The following is a 14,752-nucleotide window of genomic DNA, read 5'->3' on the forward strand; positions in this document are numbered from 1 at the left end:
TGCGGCGCACTCGCTCAAAGCAGTCAGAAAGGCTGGTCTTTTGTTGAAAGACCGCCTCGGATCTTGCCAGACTAGCCGCGGTTCCAGTTGTCCGGGTTCGGCCGCTGAACAAAGTGGTTCAAAAAAGAAAAATTTGGAGCATGACGCATGAAGGCATTAGGTAAAAAGCTAGCTGGCAAGACTCTGCTCGCGCTGTCCATGGCGGGCATGATGGCGGGTGCGGTGCACGCGGACGACAAGGTACTGCACGTCTACAACTGGTCCGACTACATCGCGCCGGACACCGTGGCCAACTTCGAAAAAGCCACCGGGATCAAAGTCGTCTACGACGTCTTCGACAGTAACGAAACCCTGGAAGCCAAGCTGCTGGCCGGCAAGTCCGGTTACGACATCGTGGTGCCTTCCAACAATTTCCTCGCCAAGCAGATCAAGGCCGGCGTTTACCAGGAGCTGGACAAGTCCAAGCTGCCGAACTGGAAAAACCTTGACGAAGACCTGCTCAAGGCCGTTGGCGATGCCAGCGACCAAGGCAACAAACACGCCTTCCCGTACATGTGGGGCTCGATCGGCATCGGCTACAACCCGGCCAAGGTCAAGGCTGCGCTCGGCATCGACAAGATCGATTCGTGGGACGTGGTGTTCAAACCGGAAAACATCGAGAAACTCAAAAGCTGCGGCGTGAGCTTCCTCGATGCCCCGACCGAAATGATTCCGGCGGCATTGCACTATCTGGGCAAGCCGACCAACAGCAAGGACAAGGCTGATCTGAAAGCCGCCGAAGACCTGTTCCTGAAGATCCGTCCGTCGGTCGCCTACTTCCACTCTTCCAAGTACATCTCCGACCTGGCCAACGGCAACATCTGCGTCGCCGTCGGTTATTCGGGTGACCTGGAGCAATCCAAGACCCGCGCTCAGGAAGCCGGTGACAAGGTCAAACTGGCCTACACCATTCCGAAAGAAGGCGCCGGTACTTTCTATGACATGGTCGCCATTCCCAAGGATGCCGAAAACGTCGAAGCCGCCTACAAGTTCATGAACTACCTGATGGAGCCGCAAGTGATGGCCGGCATCACCAACGCCGTGCGTTTCCCGAACGGCAACAAGGCGGCGACGCCTATGGTGGACAAGGACATCACCAGCGACCCGAGCATCTATCCTTCGGCTGAAGTGAAGAAACAGCTCTATGCGATCAGCGATCTGGACGCCGCCACACTGCGCCTGATCACCCGTAGCTGGACCAAGATCAAATCGGGCAAATAAGCCGGTTTGTCGCCACAACCACTGGCCGTCGTCGTCGCGGCGGCGGCCAGCGGATAATTAAATGACAGAAAGTTTTGCTGGATCGGTTTTTCGAGGGTAAGTTGCGCGCCGGTTTTGTTGTCGGGCAGCCATGGCTGTCATGCAGCGCGGGGCAACTTGGGCCCAATCCATTTAGAGGACCTCCACTTGCCTGTATTTTCTTCTTTGCGCAAAGCCCTGCTGGCCGCTGCCGGCCTGACAATCGCTGTCGGAGCCCAGGCCGCCGGTACGGTGCATATTTATAACTGGTCCGATTACATCGGCGAATCGACCCTGGCCGACTTCGAGAAAGAGACCGGGATCAAACCGGTCTACGACGTTTTCGACTCCAACGAAACCCTGGAAGGCAAGCTGCTCGCCGGGCGCACCGGTTACGACGTGGTCGTGCCGTCGAACCACTTCCTTGGCAAGCAGATCAAGGCGGGCGCGTTCCAGAAGCTCGACAAGGCGCAGCTGCCGAATTATTCCAACCTCGACCCGGTGCTGCTCAAGCGCCTGGAACAGAACGACCCCGGCAACCTCTACGCCGTGCCGTATCTGTGGGGCACCAACGGCATCGGCTACAACGTCGACAAGGTCAAGGCTGTGCTGGGCATCGACAAGATCGATTCCTGGGCCGTGCTGTTCGAGCCGGAAAACATCAAGAAGCTGCACAGCTGCGGTGTCGCGTTCCTCGATTCGGCTGATGAAATGATGCCGACCATGCTCAATTACCTGGGCCTGAACGCCAACAGCACCAACACCAAGGACTACGAAAAGGCCACCGCCAAGCTGCTCGCGGTGCGTCCTTACGTGACCTATTTCCATTCCTCGAAGTACATCGGCGATCTGGCCAACGGCGACATCTGCGTGGCCATCGGTTTCTCCGGCGACATCTTCCAGGCGAAGAACCGTGCCGAGGAAGCCAAGAAGGGCGTCAACATCGCCTATTCGATCCCGAAAGAGGGCGGTGCGCTGTGGTTCGACATGCTGGCGATCCCCAAGGATTCGTCCAACGTCAAGGAAGCCCACGCCTTCATCAACTATTTGCTGAAACCTGAGGTGATCGCCCAGGTCAGTGATTACGTCGGTTACGCCAACCCCAACCCGGGTTCGGACAAGCTGATGGAACAATCCATTCGCACCGATGAAGCGGTTTACCCACCGCAAGCAGTCCTCGACAAGACCTACGTGTCGACCGAGTTGCCAGCCAATATTCAGCGTTTGATGACCCGTAGCTGGACCAAGGTCAAGTCGGGCAAATAACGCACAAACTATCCAGGGTTCGTCTTGCGGGGCGAACTGCTGCTTCTGTTGGGAGTTTCGTAAATGGCAGTTGCCTCCGGCGCCTACAAGAAAGCCCTCGAGGGCGACCAGACACCAAAACAGGTGCTGGTCAAAATCGACCGGGTCACGAAGAAGTTCGACGAGACGATTGCCGTGGACGACGTGTCCCTGGAAATCAAGAAGGGCGAAATTTTTGCCCTGCTCGGCGGTTCGGGATCGGGCAAATCCACCTTGCTACGGATGCTTGCAGGCTTCGAACGGCCCACGGAAGGGCGGATTTTCCTCGACGGCGTCGACATCACCGACATGCCGCCGTACGACCGTCCGATCAACATGATGTTTCAGTCCTACGCTTTGTTCCCGCACATGACCGTGGCGCAGAACATTGCCTTCGGCCTGCAGCAGGACAAGATTCCCAAGGCTGAAATCGACGCCCGCGTGGCCGAGATGCTCAAGCTGGTGCAGATGAGCCAGTACGCCAAGCGCAAGCCGCATCAACTGTCCGGCGGTCAGCGTCAGCGTGTGGCCCTGGCCCGTTCGCTGGCCAAGCGCCCGAAGCTGTTGCTGCTCGACGAACCGATGGGCGCACTGGACAAGAAACTGCGTTCGCAGATGCAACTGGAACTGGTGGAAATCATCGAGCGCGTCGGCGTGACCTGCGTGATGGTGACCCACGACCAGGAAGAGGCCATGACCATGGCCGAGCGCATCGCGATCATGCACCTCGGTTGGATCGCGCAGATTGGTAGCCCGATCGACATCTACGAAACCCCGACCAGCCGTCTGGTCTGCGAATTCATCGGCAACGTCAACATCTTCGAAGGCGAAGTGATCGACGACGCCGAAGGCCACGCGACCATCACCTGCAAGGACCTCGACCGGCAGATCTACGTCGGCCACGGCATCAGCACCTCGGTGCAGGACAAGTCGGTCACCTACGCGATTCGCCCGGAAAAACTGCTGGTCACCGCCGACATGCCGACCTGCGAATACAACTGGTCGAGCGGCAAGGTCCACGACATCGCCTATCTGGGCGGGCACTCGGTGTTCTACGTCGAATTGCCGAGCGGCAAACTGGTGCAGTCGTTCGTCGCCAACGCCGAACGTCGCGGCGCGCGTCCGACCTGGGGCGATCAGGTCTACGTGTGGTGGGAAGACGATAGCGGCGTGGTACTTCGCTCATGAACATGCGCAAATTCAAACGCCGTATAAACCGAATCATCCCCAATGGCCGGCAGCTGGTCATCGGGGTGCCGTTCATCTGGCTGTTCCTGTTCTTCATGCTGCCGTTCTTCATCGTCCTGAAGATCAGCTTCGCCGAAGCCGACGTGGCGATCCCGCCTTACACCGAGATCTACACCTACGCCGAGCAGAAGCTGCAGCTGCTGTTGAACCTGGGCAACTACGCGTTGCTGGCCGGCGACGAGTTGTACATCGCGGCGTACCTCGGTTCGCTGAAAATGGCCTTTATCAGCACCGTGCTCTGCCTGCTGATCGGTTACCCGATGGCCTATGCCATCGCCACTGCCCGGAAAGAGCTGCAAACGGTGCTGGTACTGCTGATCATGATGCCGACCTGGACGGCGATCCTGATCCGCGTCTACGCGTGGATGGGCATCCTCAGCAACAACGGCCTGCTCAACGGGTTCCTGATGAGCATGGGCCTGATCGACGAGCCACTGCAGATCCTCAACACCAACCTGGCGGTGTACATCGGGATTGTCTATTCGTACCTGCCGTTCATGATCCTGCCGCTGTACGCCAACCTGGTCAAACACGATCAGAGTCTGCTGGAAGCCGCGTCCGATCTGGGTTCGAGCACGTTCAACAGCTTCTGGAAGATCACCATTCCATTGTCCAAGAACGGCATCATCGCCGGCTGCATGCTGGTATTCATTCCTGTGGTCGGCGAGTTCGTGATCCCGGAACTGCTCGGCGGCCCGGAAACCCTGATGATCGGTAAGGTGTTGTGGCAAGAATTCTTCAACAACCGCGACTGGCCGGTGGCGTCTGCGCTGGCGGTGGTGATGCTGGCGATCCTGATTGTGCCGATCATCCTGTTCAACCGCAGTCAGGCCAAGGAAATGGAGGGTAAAGAATGAAACGCTTCCGTTTCTCCAGCCTGATGCTGGTATTGGGTCTGCTGTTCATCTATCTGCCGATGCTGATCCTGGTGATCTACTCGTTCAACGCCTCGAAACTGGTGACGGTGTGGGGTGGCTGGTCGATCAAGTGGTACGTCGGCCTGCTCGACAACTCGCAACTGATGGGCTCGGTGCTGCGCTCGCTGGAAATCGCCTGCTACACCGCGGTTGCTGCGGTGGCATTGGGTACCCTGGCCGCGTTCGTGCTGACGCGCATCACCCACTTCAAGGGCCGCACGCTGTTCGGCGGCCTGGTGACTGCACCACTGGTGATGCCGGAAGTGATCACCGGTCTGTCGCTGTTGCTGCTGTTCGTGGCCATGGCGCAGATGATCGGCTGGCCGCAGGAGCGCGGCATCGTCACCATCTGGATCGCCCACACCACGTTCTGCGCGGCGTATGTGGCGGTGGTGGTGTCGGCGCGCTTGCGTGAGCTGGACCTGTCGATCGAAGAGGCGGCGATGGACTTGGGCGCGCGGCCGTGGAAGGTGTTCTTCCTGATCACCATCCCGATGATCGCGCCGTCGCTGGCGGCGGGCGGCATGATGTCGTTCGCGCTGTCGCTGGATGACCTGGTGCTGGCGAGCTTCGTGTCCGGCCCGGGTTCGACGACGCTGCCGATGGAAGTGTTCTCGGCCGTGCGCCTGGGTGTGAAACCGGAAATCAACGCCGTGGCCAGCCTGATTCTGCTGGCGGTGTCGCTGGTGACCTTCCTCGTCTGGTTCTTCAGCCGCCGCGCCGAAGAAGCCCGCAAGAAAGCCATCCAGCAAGCCATCGAAGAAAGCGCGGCTGATTCGTGGAAGCAACCGGACGCACGTCGGGCGCCTGCGCCACAGACTGTGTGAGCCGGCGGGTTGGTTTCATTCCCGAGGCCAACCCAAATCAAAATGTGGGAGCGGGCTTTTGTGGTGAGGGGATTTATCCCCGATGGACTGCGCAGCAGGCCTTTTTTTTGGGGTCGCTTCGCAACCCAACGGGGATAAATCCCCTCGCCACAGGGCCCAGATTCCAAATCTGGTTTTAAGCAGTCCAGGGAGACTGGCGGATGACCTCGACGAAATTCATCGGTTTGAACCCCGGCTCCTGATCCACCAGCACATCAGTCTTCACATTGCCAAACGTGGTCTGCGGGCGATGACGCAAGCCATCGGCGAACGCGCAGATGATGCACTCCTTGAAACCTTCCCCACGTGGATGCGCATGCACCACCGCTTCGCGCTGCACGCTGCTGAACGCCGCGTAGTCCATGCCCAGCACGTCCATCTCCACCCCGGCTGTGACCAGCGCGACGGTCGGGCGCAGATGCCTGGGTACGCCCGGCGTGGTGTGCAATGCGATCGACAGCCACACCTGCTCGATGTCGTCGTCGCTCAGCCCGTACGGCTTGAGAAAGGCTGCGGCGGCATTCGCGCCGTCCACTTCGAAGCGCTCGTCATCGCTGCGATGACCTGCGACCAGACCAAGGTCGTGGAACATCGCGCCGACATACAGCAGCTCCGGGTTATAGGCCAATTGCTGGCGCTCGCCGCTCAAGGCACCGAACAGAAACACCCGGCGCGAGTGGTGATAAAGCAGGTCGGATTCGATGTCGCGGATGTATTCGGTGGTGGCCCGGACGAGGGCGCTGTCAGGGATCTTGATGCCGGCGATGGTGCTGGTCATAACGGTTTCCTCGTCGAAAACGCCGTCGTGGCGCTGCTGGAGAAAGTCTGTTCCCCGCGCGCCAAGCGAACAATCGAGTCATGGCTGCGATCCTTGCCATTGCACCTGCAAATCGTGCCAAGCTCACTTGTCGGGTGTGGGCTGGCCAGGGTTAGCTCGATCAACCAGTTGGACATGGCCCATGTGGGAGCGAGCTTGCTCGCGAAAGCGGTTTCTCATTCGACAGCTATGTTGCGTGTGTTGGCCTCTTCGCGAGCAAGCTCGCTCCCACGGGTTTGTGTGTTTGCCAAAGGATCGAGGACGTTTGAGTCATGAACAAATCCGTCGCCATTGTGGTGTTCCCCGGCGTGCAGTCACTGGACGTCAGCGGCCCGATGGACGTGTTCGCCGAAGCCAACCGCTTTCTTGCGCCGCAGGATCACTATCGCTTGCAAGTGATCGGCGTCGAGCATGGACCGATGGCCTGTTCCAACGGCATGAGCCTGAATGCCCACTGCCACTTCAGCGAAGCAAAGGATAGCCCTGACCTGTTGCTGGTCGCCGGTGGCCCGCAATTGCCGTTCATGGATTTTGGCCCCACGTTCGATGCCTGGCTGCGTGAAGCCTGTGGCCGCGCCCGGCGTTTCGGCTCGATCTGCAATGGCGCGTTCATGCTCGCCCGCGCCGGTTTGCTCGAGGGGCGCACTGTCACCACGCACTGGAACGATGCCGAGGCGTTGGCGCAGTTGTGCCCGACCACGCGGGTCGAGGCGGATCGCCTGTATGTCGAGGACGGCGCGCTCTACACCTCGGCCGGGGTCACCGCGGGCATCGATCTGTCGCTGTACCTGCTGGCGCGCGACCACGGTGCCGAGGTCGCGCTGAGTGTGGCGAAACGGCTGGTGGTGTTCACCCAGCGCTCGGGCGGGCAATCGCAGTTCAGCCCGTTCCTCACGCCGCATGCCGAGCCGACGTCAGCGGTGGCGCTGGTGCAGTTGTATGTGCTGGCCAATCTCACTGGCGATCTGACGATCGCCGATCTGGCCAATGCGGCGAACATGAGTGCGCGCAATTTCTCGCGGGTGTTTGCGCGGGAAGCGAAAGTGACCCCGGCGGAGTTTGTCGAACGGGCGCGGGTGGATGCGGCGCGGGTCATGCTGGAAAGCACCACGGCGCCGCTGAAGACCGTGGCCTATCAGTGCGGGTTTCGTGATGCGCAGCATATGCGCAGTGTGTTCAACCGCAGATTAGGCGTGACGCCGCAGCAGTTTCGGATGAATTTTGCGCTGAATGTTTGATCCGGGCTTGAGCTCGAAAGCCCTCACCCCAGCCCTCTCCCAGAGGGAGAGGGAGCCGACTGCAGTGTCTGGCGTGTTACATCGACCTGAAAGACCTTATCGATTATGGATTCGGCGCCAATCTTTCACGTCGGCGTTTCTCATGAATATCCCCCAATCGGTCCCCTCTCCCTCTGGGAGAGGGCTAGGGTGAGGGGCTCTTCAGGGCTTGCGCGCAGGCAGCAGCTTCAACGTGCTGCGCGTATTCGCCAGCACCTCTTCCTCACTGAAATGCGCCTGCACATAAATCCCCTCCACATACGCCTCGGCCTGGTCGTCATAGTGACTGTCCAGCGGTACGCCACTCTGGCCGACCGGGTTGATCGTCAGGCCATGCACCGGATCGGCGAAATCCACCAGGCGTCGGGTCGACGGTCCATAGGTCACCGGCCATGGTGCCGGGCCGATCTTCGCCGAGAGGTTGTTCGGCACTTCGTGGCTGCCCGGCGCTGCGAACGGGCCGACGTTGAACAGGCGATCCAGCGGCTTCTGCTGCCCCAGCGGATGGCCGTGGGTCAGGGTGTGCGCCGCGCCCCACTGCCAACCGGCCACGTTATCGCCGAGGGTCAGTTTCAGATGCGCCATGCTTGCCGCCCACGCCGTGCGCACGACATCGGCGCGGGTTTCTTTGGCCGGCGTGCTGCGATTGTCCCACCACGGTGAATCCGCCTTGGCCGCCAAGCGTGGCAACGCCGAATCGATTACCCGCGTCGACAGCAGTGTCTCGAAGAAGTCATTGCCCAACTCATCGCGCATCGCCGCATCGGCAAGGTCGTAGAGGAACTGGTTGAACAGCGTCGCGCTGATCGAATTCAGCGGATAGTCGCCCGGCCACTGCGCCAGTTGCTCGACCAGTTTCAGCTGCGCCGGATCACTGACCACCTCACGCAACACCGGCAACAGCGGCGCCAACAGACGCGGGCCGTAACCGGTCGCCGTGCCCAGTTGCAGTTTCTGGTTGGCCTCGTTGCTCCACTTCACCCGGTTGTCGCTGAGCTGACGGTCAAGCTGCTGACCGCGATCGGCAAGGTTGTAGTAACCGGGGATCTCCATGCCGGTCGGCGACACGGGCTGGAAGTTGGCCGAGACGATATAGCCGCGCGCCGGGTTCTCTTCCTGCGGGTTGGCGCTGAACGGATAGTAGCCGTCCTTGTCCGCCTCGGGCGTGCTGCCGTCGAGGATGAAGCCCGGTTTCACCCCGGCCGGACGTTTGGGCAGCAGGGCCGAGGCCCACCAGGCGATATCGCCCTTGGCGTTGGCGTACACCAGATTCAGGCCCGGCGCCTGCACCTTGGCCGCTGCCGCGCGGGCCTTGGCCAAGGTGTCGGCGCGGTTGAGCTGGTAGAAGCCGTCGAGGATCGGGTTGGGTGTTTCGAGGAAGGCCCACCACATCGCGATTGGTGTTTTTCCGGCAGCGCTGCCGAGGGCGTCGTTGACGATTGGCCCATGCGGGGACTGGCGCAAGGTGAGCGTCACCGGCGCCTGCCCCTTTACATTGATCTGTTGTTCGCTGACGAGCATGTCGGTCCACTGACCGCGATACCAGACCTGATTGGGATTGGCCGGGTTGACCTTCTCGGCGATCAGGTCGAGATCGTCGTTCTGGAACATGGTCAGGCTCCAGCCGAAATCGAGGTTGTGCCCCAGAAACGCGAACGGCACCAGTGCCTGATGATGGCCGTACAACTCGAAACCCGGCGCCGACAGCTGCGCCTCGTACCACACCGACGGCACCGAGAAACGAATATGCGGATCGCCGGCCAGCAACGGCTTGCCACTCTGGCTGCGGCTGCCGGCAATCACCCAGGCGTTACTGCCTTCGAACTGCGGCAGGCCGTTGTCGAGCAGCGCCTGTTCGCTGAGGCGGGCGAGGGCGGTGAGGTCCTGCCAGTCGCCGGCGGCGAGGGCCGGTGCGTGGCGGGTGTGATCGGTGGCCAGAACGCCTTTGGCCTGCCAGTCGAGATCGAAGACATTGAGGTAATCGGCGCCGAGCTGATCGCGCACGTAGGTCAGCAGCGGCTCGGTGCGAAATGCGGCGGCAAAGCTATAGGCCATGTAACCGGCGACGCTGATGCTGTCTTCGGCAGTGAACGGCCGCTTGGGGATGCCCAGCACGTCGAATTCGATCGGCGCGGCGTGGCTGTCCTGATATTGGTTGATGCCGTCCAGATAGGCTTGCAGGCCCTTCCACGCCGGTGACTGCTTGTCGAGGCTGGCGACGTAACTGGCCGCGCGCTCGCGAATGCGCAGGCTGCGAAACAGTTTGTCGGTGTCGAGCAGTTTCGGCCCGAGCACTTCGGCCAGCTCGCCCCGGGCGAGGCGGCGCATGGCTTCCATCTGGAACAAGCGGTCCTGCGCGTGCACATAACCGAGGGCGCGATAGAGGTCGGTTTCGTTCTCGGCGCGGATATGCGGCACACCGCGCTCGTCATAGCGCACGGTCACCGAGCCTTGCAGATTGCGCAGCTCGACCTGGCCCTGGCGCGTCGGCTGCTTGCTGTAGATATACCCGCCGGCGGCGCCGAGCAGGACAACGATGAGCAAGGCAACGACGATCAACGCACGCTTCATGGTGACTCCTTGTGCAGGCGAAAAGGCCGCCCGTCGGGCTGCAAACATTTAGCACAGAGCATCTGTGCGGTGCAGCGCTGTCCTTGAAAAGTCCGGAATGCCTTACTTCGCGTCCGCCGGCCACGGGCAATAACAACCCACCGCCAAGGTATGCGTGGCATTCACCGGGCGATCTTCCGTCAGCGCATGCAGGATCGGTTCGATAAAGCTGTTGCTGGAGTTGCAGGTCAGGCCTTCGCTGTACGGGCCGAAGTAGGCGAGTTTGCCGCTGCGATCCCAGATCGCCACGGCGGGGCTGGCGGGGATCTGTTCGGCGCCGGGCAGGACGATGATGGTTTTCAGGCTGGCGAGGGTGGCGGGCAACTGGCCGTGGCTGCCGGGCTTTTGCACGGCGAAGAACTCCACGCCGCGAGGGCCGAACTGTTCGACCATCTCGCTCAGGTGCTGTTGATTGCCGACGTTGCATGGGCAGGCCGGGTCCCAGAAGTGCACCAGGCGGATATTGCCCGGCCCGGCGAGGTTGTCCGGCAGGCGCAGCGGGTCGCCGGAAAATACCGCCGTATGTTCGCTGAACGCGCGCAGATAGCGGCCCTGAAACCAGTCATACGCCGCCCACAGCACCCCGGCGCAGATCAGCGCGAGCAGGCTGGCGAACAGTGCGGTGCGGTAGGGCGAACGCATGGTTTTCGATCCTCGAAAGGCCGGCTAGCTTGCCATGTCTGCCTCTACAGATGAATATCGCAGGCCGATAAAGTCCGTTTACCGCTTTGGAATGTGCGCATGCCTGATACTTTCGAGCCCGATCATTTACGCGCGAGCCTCAAGCCATTGGCCGAGTGGCAGCCGTTATCGGATGAGGCGAAGGCTTATCAGCGCTTCTACAAGACCGACTTCGCCGAGCGCGATGTCTGGCGCGGCATGGGTCGTTTCGAAGTCGATGGCTACGAGCTGGTCAGCCATTGCTGGTGGCCGGAGAAGGTCAGGGCGACGCTGTTTCTGCTGCATGGTTACTACGATCACATCGGCCTGTACCGGCATGTGATCGAGTGGGCGCTGGATCAGGATTTCGCCGTGATCGCCTGCGACTTGCCGGGCCACGGATTGTCGAGCGGGCCACGGGCAAGCATTCGTGATTTCGCTGAATACCAGGATGTGTTGCAGGCGCTGTTCGCTGAAGCGAACTCGATCGCGCTGCCGCAGCCTTGGCATTTGTGCGGGCAAAGCACCGGTGGCGCGATTGTCGTCGATCACCTGCTCAACCATGGCGAGAACAGCCCGGCGCAGGGGCAAGTGATTTTGCTGGCGCCGTTGGTGCGACCGAGGGCGTGGGGCTGGTCGCAGTTGAGTTATTACCTGCTGCGGCCGTTTGTGCGCGGCGTGGTGCGACGCTTTAGCGAGAATTCCAACGATCCGGATTTCCTGCCGTTTCTGCAGGCCGATCCGTTACAGCCAAGGCGCCTGCCGACGAAATGGGTGGGCGCGCTGTCGCGCTGGATCATCCGCGTCGAGCACGCGAAAAAAAGTCCGCGACGGCCGCTGATCATTCAGGGGCAGGCGGACATGACAGTCGACTGGCAGCACAATCTGCAGGTGTTGAAATGGAAGTTCGACCGGCCGCAGATTCTGCTGCTGGCCGAGGCACGGCATCACCTGGCCAATGAAACGGCGGAGATGCGTGAGGAGTATTTCGAATTCTTGAGCAAGCGGATCAGGGGCCGGAATCTCTGAAGCGTTAAGGCAAGATCAAAAGATCGCAGCCTTCGGCAGCTCCTACAGGGGGACGCGTTTCAATGTAGGAGCTGCCGAAGGCTGCGATCTTTTAAGGTTGGCCGACCGCCAACCCCGCCCGAATCGCCGCCAGCGCCGCCTGGTAATAAGCCTTGCCCTCGGTCGACTCGGCAAACGTCGCAAACTCTTCCAGCTCTTCATCCGACAAGTCGCGATAGACGTAGAGCAACGTGTTGTTCAGATCGGCGCCGATCTGATCCATCAGCCGCTGGCGCTGACCGTTCAACATGCCCTGCGCCTGTCCACCGCCGAGCAGTCCCGGGATCATCGAACTCAAGCTGTCCGCCGCTACGCCGGCAATCGCCAGGCTGACCTCGGCGCCCGCCTCACGGGCTGGCAGGGCTTGGGCGAGATGGCCGATGATCAGCAAGCGACTGTCGCTTGCCTGCATCTTCGGCAGGCCCTGGGCATTTTTTGCCAGTTGATCGCGACGGGTTGCGAGCAATTCGGCGGCGACGATTTTCTTGCCCAGTGGTGACTGGAAGAAGGTCAGTGCCGGTTTCGGGTCGGCGAGTTTCTGCCGCAGTTGCGCTTCGGCACGCTGATCCATGGCCTGCGCGGCAAAGCGTTGATTGCTGTTGTTGACCAGCGCCTGAAACACCGCAGGCGGCAGGCTGTTCTGATAGCGCTGCTGGGCGGCGCTCAGGGCATCGTTGAAATGCGCGCGTTGTTCTGGCCAGCCGGCGACCTTGTACAACTGATCAAAGCCGTCCGCCCAGGCGGGCAATACGCAGAACATCAACAGTGAAAAAAGCAAACGGCGCATAGGGACTCCTGTCAGCAGCGGACTATTGTCCGTGCGGTGCCGGTACTTGTCGAGAATTCGTAGCAAGGCGCTGCGTGGCTCTGTCGGATTTGTTGCCGTCGGCATACTATGCGCGCCATGCCGATATCCTCTGAACACCCGCTGCTGTTACGCATTGTCGACGACCTGGCCGAACACGGCTGGTCGCAGCAGAACATCTTCCTGCCCGCCGATCTGACCCGGGCGCTGGCGGCCGAGTGCCGTAAACGTGAAGCCGAAGGTGAGCTGGCGCCGGCAGCGGTCGGTCGCGGGCCGTTTTCGGAGATTCGCGAGGGTATTCGCGGCGATCACATCCAGTGGATCGATCCGGGTCAGGCCGACGCCACTGACCGCTACCTGAGCCTGATGGACAGTCTGCGCGAGGCACTCAATCGCGGTCTGTTTCTGGGGCTTGAGGATTTCGAATGCCATTTCGCCCTGTACCCGCCCGGCGCGTTTTACCTCAAGCACCTCGACCGCTTTCGCGATGATGACCGGCGCATGGTCTCGGCCGTCATCTACCTCAACGAGGCCTGGTTGCCGGAGGACGGTGGCCAGTTGCGCATGTACCTGGGCGAGGAACGTGTGCATGACGTACAGCCGACCGGCGGCTGCCTGGTGGTGTTTCTCTCCGGCGAAGTGCCCCACGAAGTGATGCCGGCCCATCGCGAGCGCCTGTCGCTGACTGGCTGGTTCCGTCGCCGTGGCAACGAGCCGTTCTGAACATGGAAAAGATCCTGGTCAGTCGCTGCCTGTTGGGCCATCGCGTGCGTTATGACGGTGGTGCGAGCGGGCCGTTTGATCTGCTTGAGCAGTGGATCGAAGAAGGGCGCGTGGTGCCGTTGTGTCCTGAGGTGGCGGGTGGATTGCCGACGCCGCGGGCGGCGGCGGAGATTCCTGGCGGGCAGGGCGGTGAGGTGCTGGATGGCACTGCTGCTGTGATCACTACCGATGGCGAGGATGTCAGCGCGCAGTTTCTCGAGGGTGCACGGCAAGCGCTGGAACTGGTGCAAAAGCACGGCATTCGGGTGGCGGTGCTCAAGGCCAACAGTCCTTCTTGCGGGAATCTGCTGACGTATGACGGCACCTTCAGTGGGGTTAAAGTCAGTGGCGAAGGGGTGACGGCGGCGTTGCTCAAGCGTCATGGGGTTCGGGTTTTCAGTGAGCTTGAGCTGCCGCAAGCCGCGCAGGCCCTGGCCCGACTCGATTAAAAGCTTCATCGCAAATCCAACTGTAGGAGCTGACGAGTGAAACGAGGCTGCGATCTTTTGATCTTCAAAATCGACATCAAAAGATCGCAGCCTGGGGCAGCTCCTACGGTTCGTTGAACCACTTCTTCGACAGCGCCGCCAGGCGTCCGTCGTCTTTGATCCGCTGCAGCGCGCTCTTGAGGCTGGCCTGAAATGCCGGATTACCCTTCTGAAACGGGATCGCCAGCTCGACCGGCGCTGCCGCTTTCGGCTTCGCTTCGGTCAACGCCTGCACCAGCACCATCGGCCGCGGCGTCTCGTCCTTCTTCGCCAGCAACTGCCCGTCGACCTCGCCGTACGGCTCGCTGAAGTCGAAACGATCCTTGAGTTCGGGTGTCAGTGCTATGTGGTTGAGCGCGACGTCGTACTTGCCGCTTTCAACGCCCTGGAGCAGGTCGCCCTCGTCGGTGACGATGAAGTCGGCGCGTACATCCAGTTCGTTGGCGATCAGTTGCCCAAGCTCGACCTCGAACCCCGTGAGGGTGTCGCCCTCCTTGTAATTGAAGGGCGGTGTATTAGCCTCAAGGGCTATGCGCAGCTCGCCACGGTCGTTGACGTCATCAATCAGTTCGGCGTGAGCCAGCGGGCTCAGAAGGGGTAGCAGGCAGATCAGGCCAGGCAGCAGGCGCATGGTCACTCCTTTGAAATCATTATCGCGACGCTCTGATTCAG

General features: G+C 61.0%; 14 protein-coding genes. 9 read left to right on the top strand and 5 right to left on the bottom strand.

Going from position 1 to position 14,752, the window contains the following annotated elements:
* The first annotated feature begins 147 nt into the window (after positions 1 to 147).
* From D8U60_RS14260 to D8U60_RS14280, 5 genes are all read left to right on the top strand, one after another.
* Complete coding sequence (locus D8U60_RS14260) at positions 148 to 1,260, top strand: polyamine ABC transporter substrate-binding protein (protein WP_016772660.1); 1,113 nt, start codon at positions 148 to 150, stop codon at positions 1,258 to 1,260.
* A 186-nt stretch (positions 1,261 to 1,446) separates the two neighbouring features.
* Positions 1,447 to 2,544, top strand: coding sequence for a polyamine ABC transporter substrate-binding protein (locus D8U60_RS14265; RefSeq protein ID WP_038860901.1), 1,098 nt, complete (start codon positions 1,447 to 1,449; stop codon positions 2,542 to 2,544).
* 63 nt (positions 2,545 to 2,607) lie between these two features.
* Positions 2,608 to 3,750 carry a polyamine ABC transporter ATP-binding protein gene (potA, locus tag D8U60_RS14270; RefSeq protein WP_016772662.1) on the top strand — a complete coding sequence of 381 codons (1,143 nt, stop codon included), beginning with the start codon at positions 2,608 to 2,610 and terminating at the stop codon, positions 3,748 to 3,750.
* Positions 3,751 to 3,785: 35 nt separating this feature from the next.
* Positions 3,786 to 4,667 (top strand): ABC transporter permease subunit, encoded by an 882-nt coding sequence (locus tag D8U60_RS14275; RefSeq protein WP_172834039.1) that lies wholly within the window; start codon positions 3,786 to 3,788, stop codon positions 4,665 to 4,667.
* A complete protein-coding gene (locus tag D8U60_RS14280) occupies positions 4,664 to 5,554 on the top strand; it encodes an ABC transporter permease subunit (RefSeq protein ID WP_024014718.1) in 891 nt (296 codons plus the stop codon). Before D8U60_RS14275 ends, D8U60_RS14280 begins: the two co-directional genes overlap by 4 nt.
* 175 nt (positions 5,555 to 5,729) lie before the next feature.
* Here D8U60_RS14280 and D8U60_RS14285 read toward each other — a convergent pair whose 3' ends face one another.
* On the bottom strand, positions 5,730 to 6,371 hold the full coding sequence (locus tag D8U60_RS14285) for an HD domain-containing protein (RefSeq protein WP_130900336.1): 642 nt from the start codon (positions 6,369 to 6,371) through the stop codon (positions 5,730 to 5,732).
* Between the two features lie 311 nt (positions 6,372 to 6,682).
* Between D8U60_RS14285 and D8U60_RS14290 the strand changes: the two genes are divergently transcribed.
* Positions 6,683 to 7,648, top strand: a complete 966-nt coding sequence (locus D8U60_RS14290; RefSeq protein ID WP_122698629.1) for a GlxA family transcriptional regulator — start codon at positions 6,683 to 6,685, stop codon at positions 7,646 to 7,648.
* A 201-nt stretch (positions 7,649 to 7,849) separates the two neighbouring features.
* On the opposite strand, the gene D8U60_RS14295 is transcribed toward D8U60_RS14290, so the two are convergent.
* Both D8U60_RS14295 and D8U60_RS14300 read right to left on the bottom strand, forming a co-directional pair.
* Positions 7,850 to 10,258: a penicillin acylase family protein gene (locus tag D8U60_RS14295; RefSeq protein WP_130900337.1), complete on the bottom strand. Its 2,409-nt coding sequence runs from the start codon at positions 10,256 to 10,258 to the stop codon at positions 7,850 to 7,852.
* 102 nt (positions 10,259 to 10,360) lie between these two features.
* The gene (locus D8U60_RS14300; RefSeq protein ID WP_024014714.1) at positions 10,361 to 10,939 is read right to left on the bottom strand and encodes a DUF6436 domain-containing protein; all 579 of its coding nucleotides are present in this window, start codon (positions 10,937 to 10,939) and stop codon (positions 10,361 to 10,363) included.
* A 99-nt stretch (positions 10,940 to 11,038) separates the two neighbouring features.
* On the opposite strand from D8U60_RS14300, the gene D8U60_RS14305 reads away from it, so the two are divergent.
* Entirely contained in the window at positions 11,039 to 11,986 is a 948-nt protein-coding gene (locus D8U60_RS14305) for an alpha/beta hydrolase (RefSeq protein ID WP_130900338.1), read from the top strand.
* A 91-nt stretch (positions 11,987 to 12,077) separates the two neighbouring features.
* Here D8U60_RS14305 and D8U60_RS14310 read toward each other — a convergent pair whose 3' ends face one another.
* Positions 12,078 to 12,812, bottom strand: a complete 735-nt coding sequence (locus tag D8U60_RS14310; protein WP_130900339.1) for a DUF2059 domain-containing protein — start codon at positions 12,810 to 12,812, stop codon at positions 12,078 to 12,080.
* A 108-nt stretch (positions 12,813 to 12,920) separates the two neighbouring features.
* On the opposite strand from D8U60_RS14310, the gene D8U60_RS14315 reads away from it, so the two are divergent.
* A complete protein-coding gene (locus tag D8U60_RS14315) occupies positions 12,921 to 13,553 on the top strand; it encodes a 2OG-Fe(II) oxygenase (protein ID WP_122698626.1) in 633 nt (210 codons plus the stop codon).
* Positions 13,554 to 13,555: 2 nt separating this feature from the next.
* Entirely contained in the window at positions 13,556 to 14,041 is a 486-nt protein-coding gene (locus tag D8U60_RS14320) for a DUF523 domain-containing protein (RefSeq protein ID WP_041476864.1), read from the top strand.
* A gap of 103 nt (positions 14,042 to 14,144) precedes the next feature.
* Here the strand turns inward: D8U60_RS14320 and D8U60_RS14325 are convergent, their stop codons facing one another.
* A complete protein-coding gene (locus tag D8U60_RS14325; protein ID WP_130900340.1) occupies positions 14,145 to 14,711 on the bottom strand; it encodes a transporter substrate-binding domain-containing protein in 567 nt (188 codons plus the stop codon).
* Positions 14,712 to 14,752 lie beyond the last annotated feature (41 nt).

This window comes from Pseudomonas sp. Sample_11 (genome assembly GCF_004307505.1).
Taxonomy (GTDB): Bacteria; Pseudomonadota; Gammaproteobacteria; order Pseudomonadales; family Pseudomonadaceae; genus Aquipseudomonas; species Aquipseudomonas atacamensis.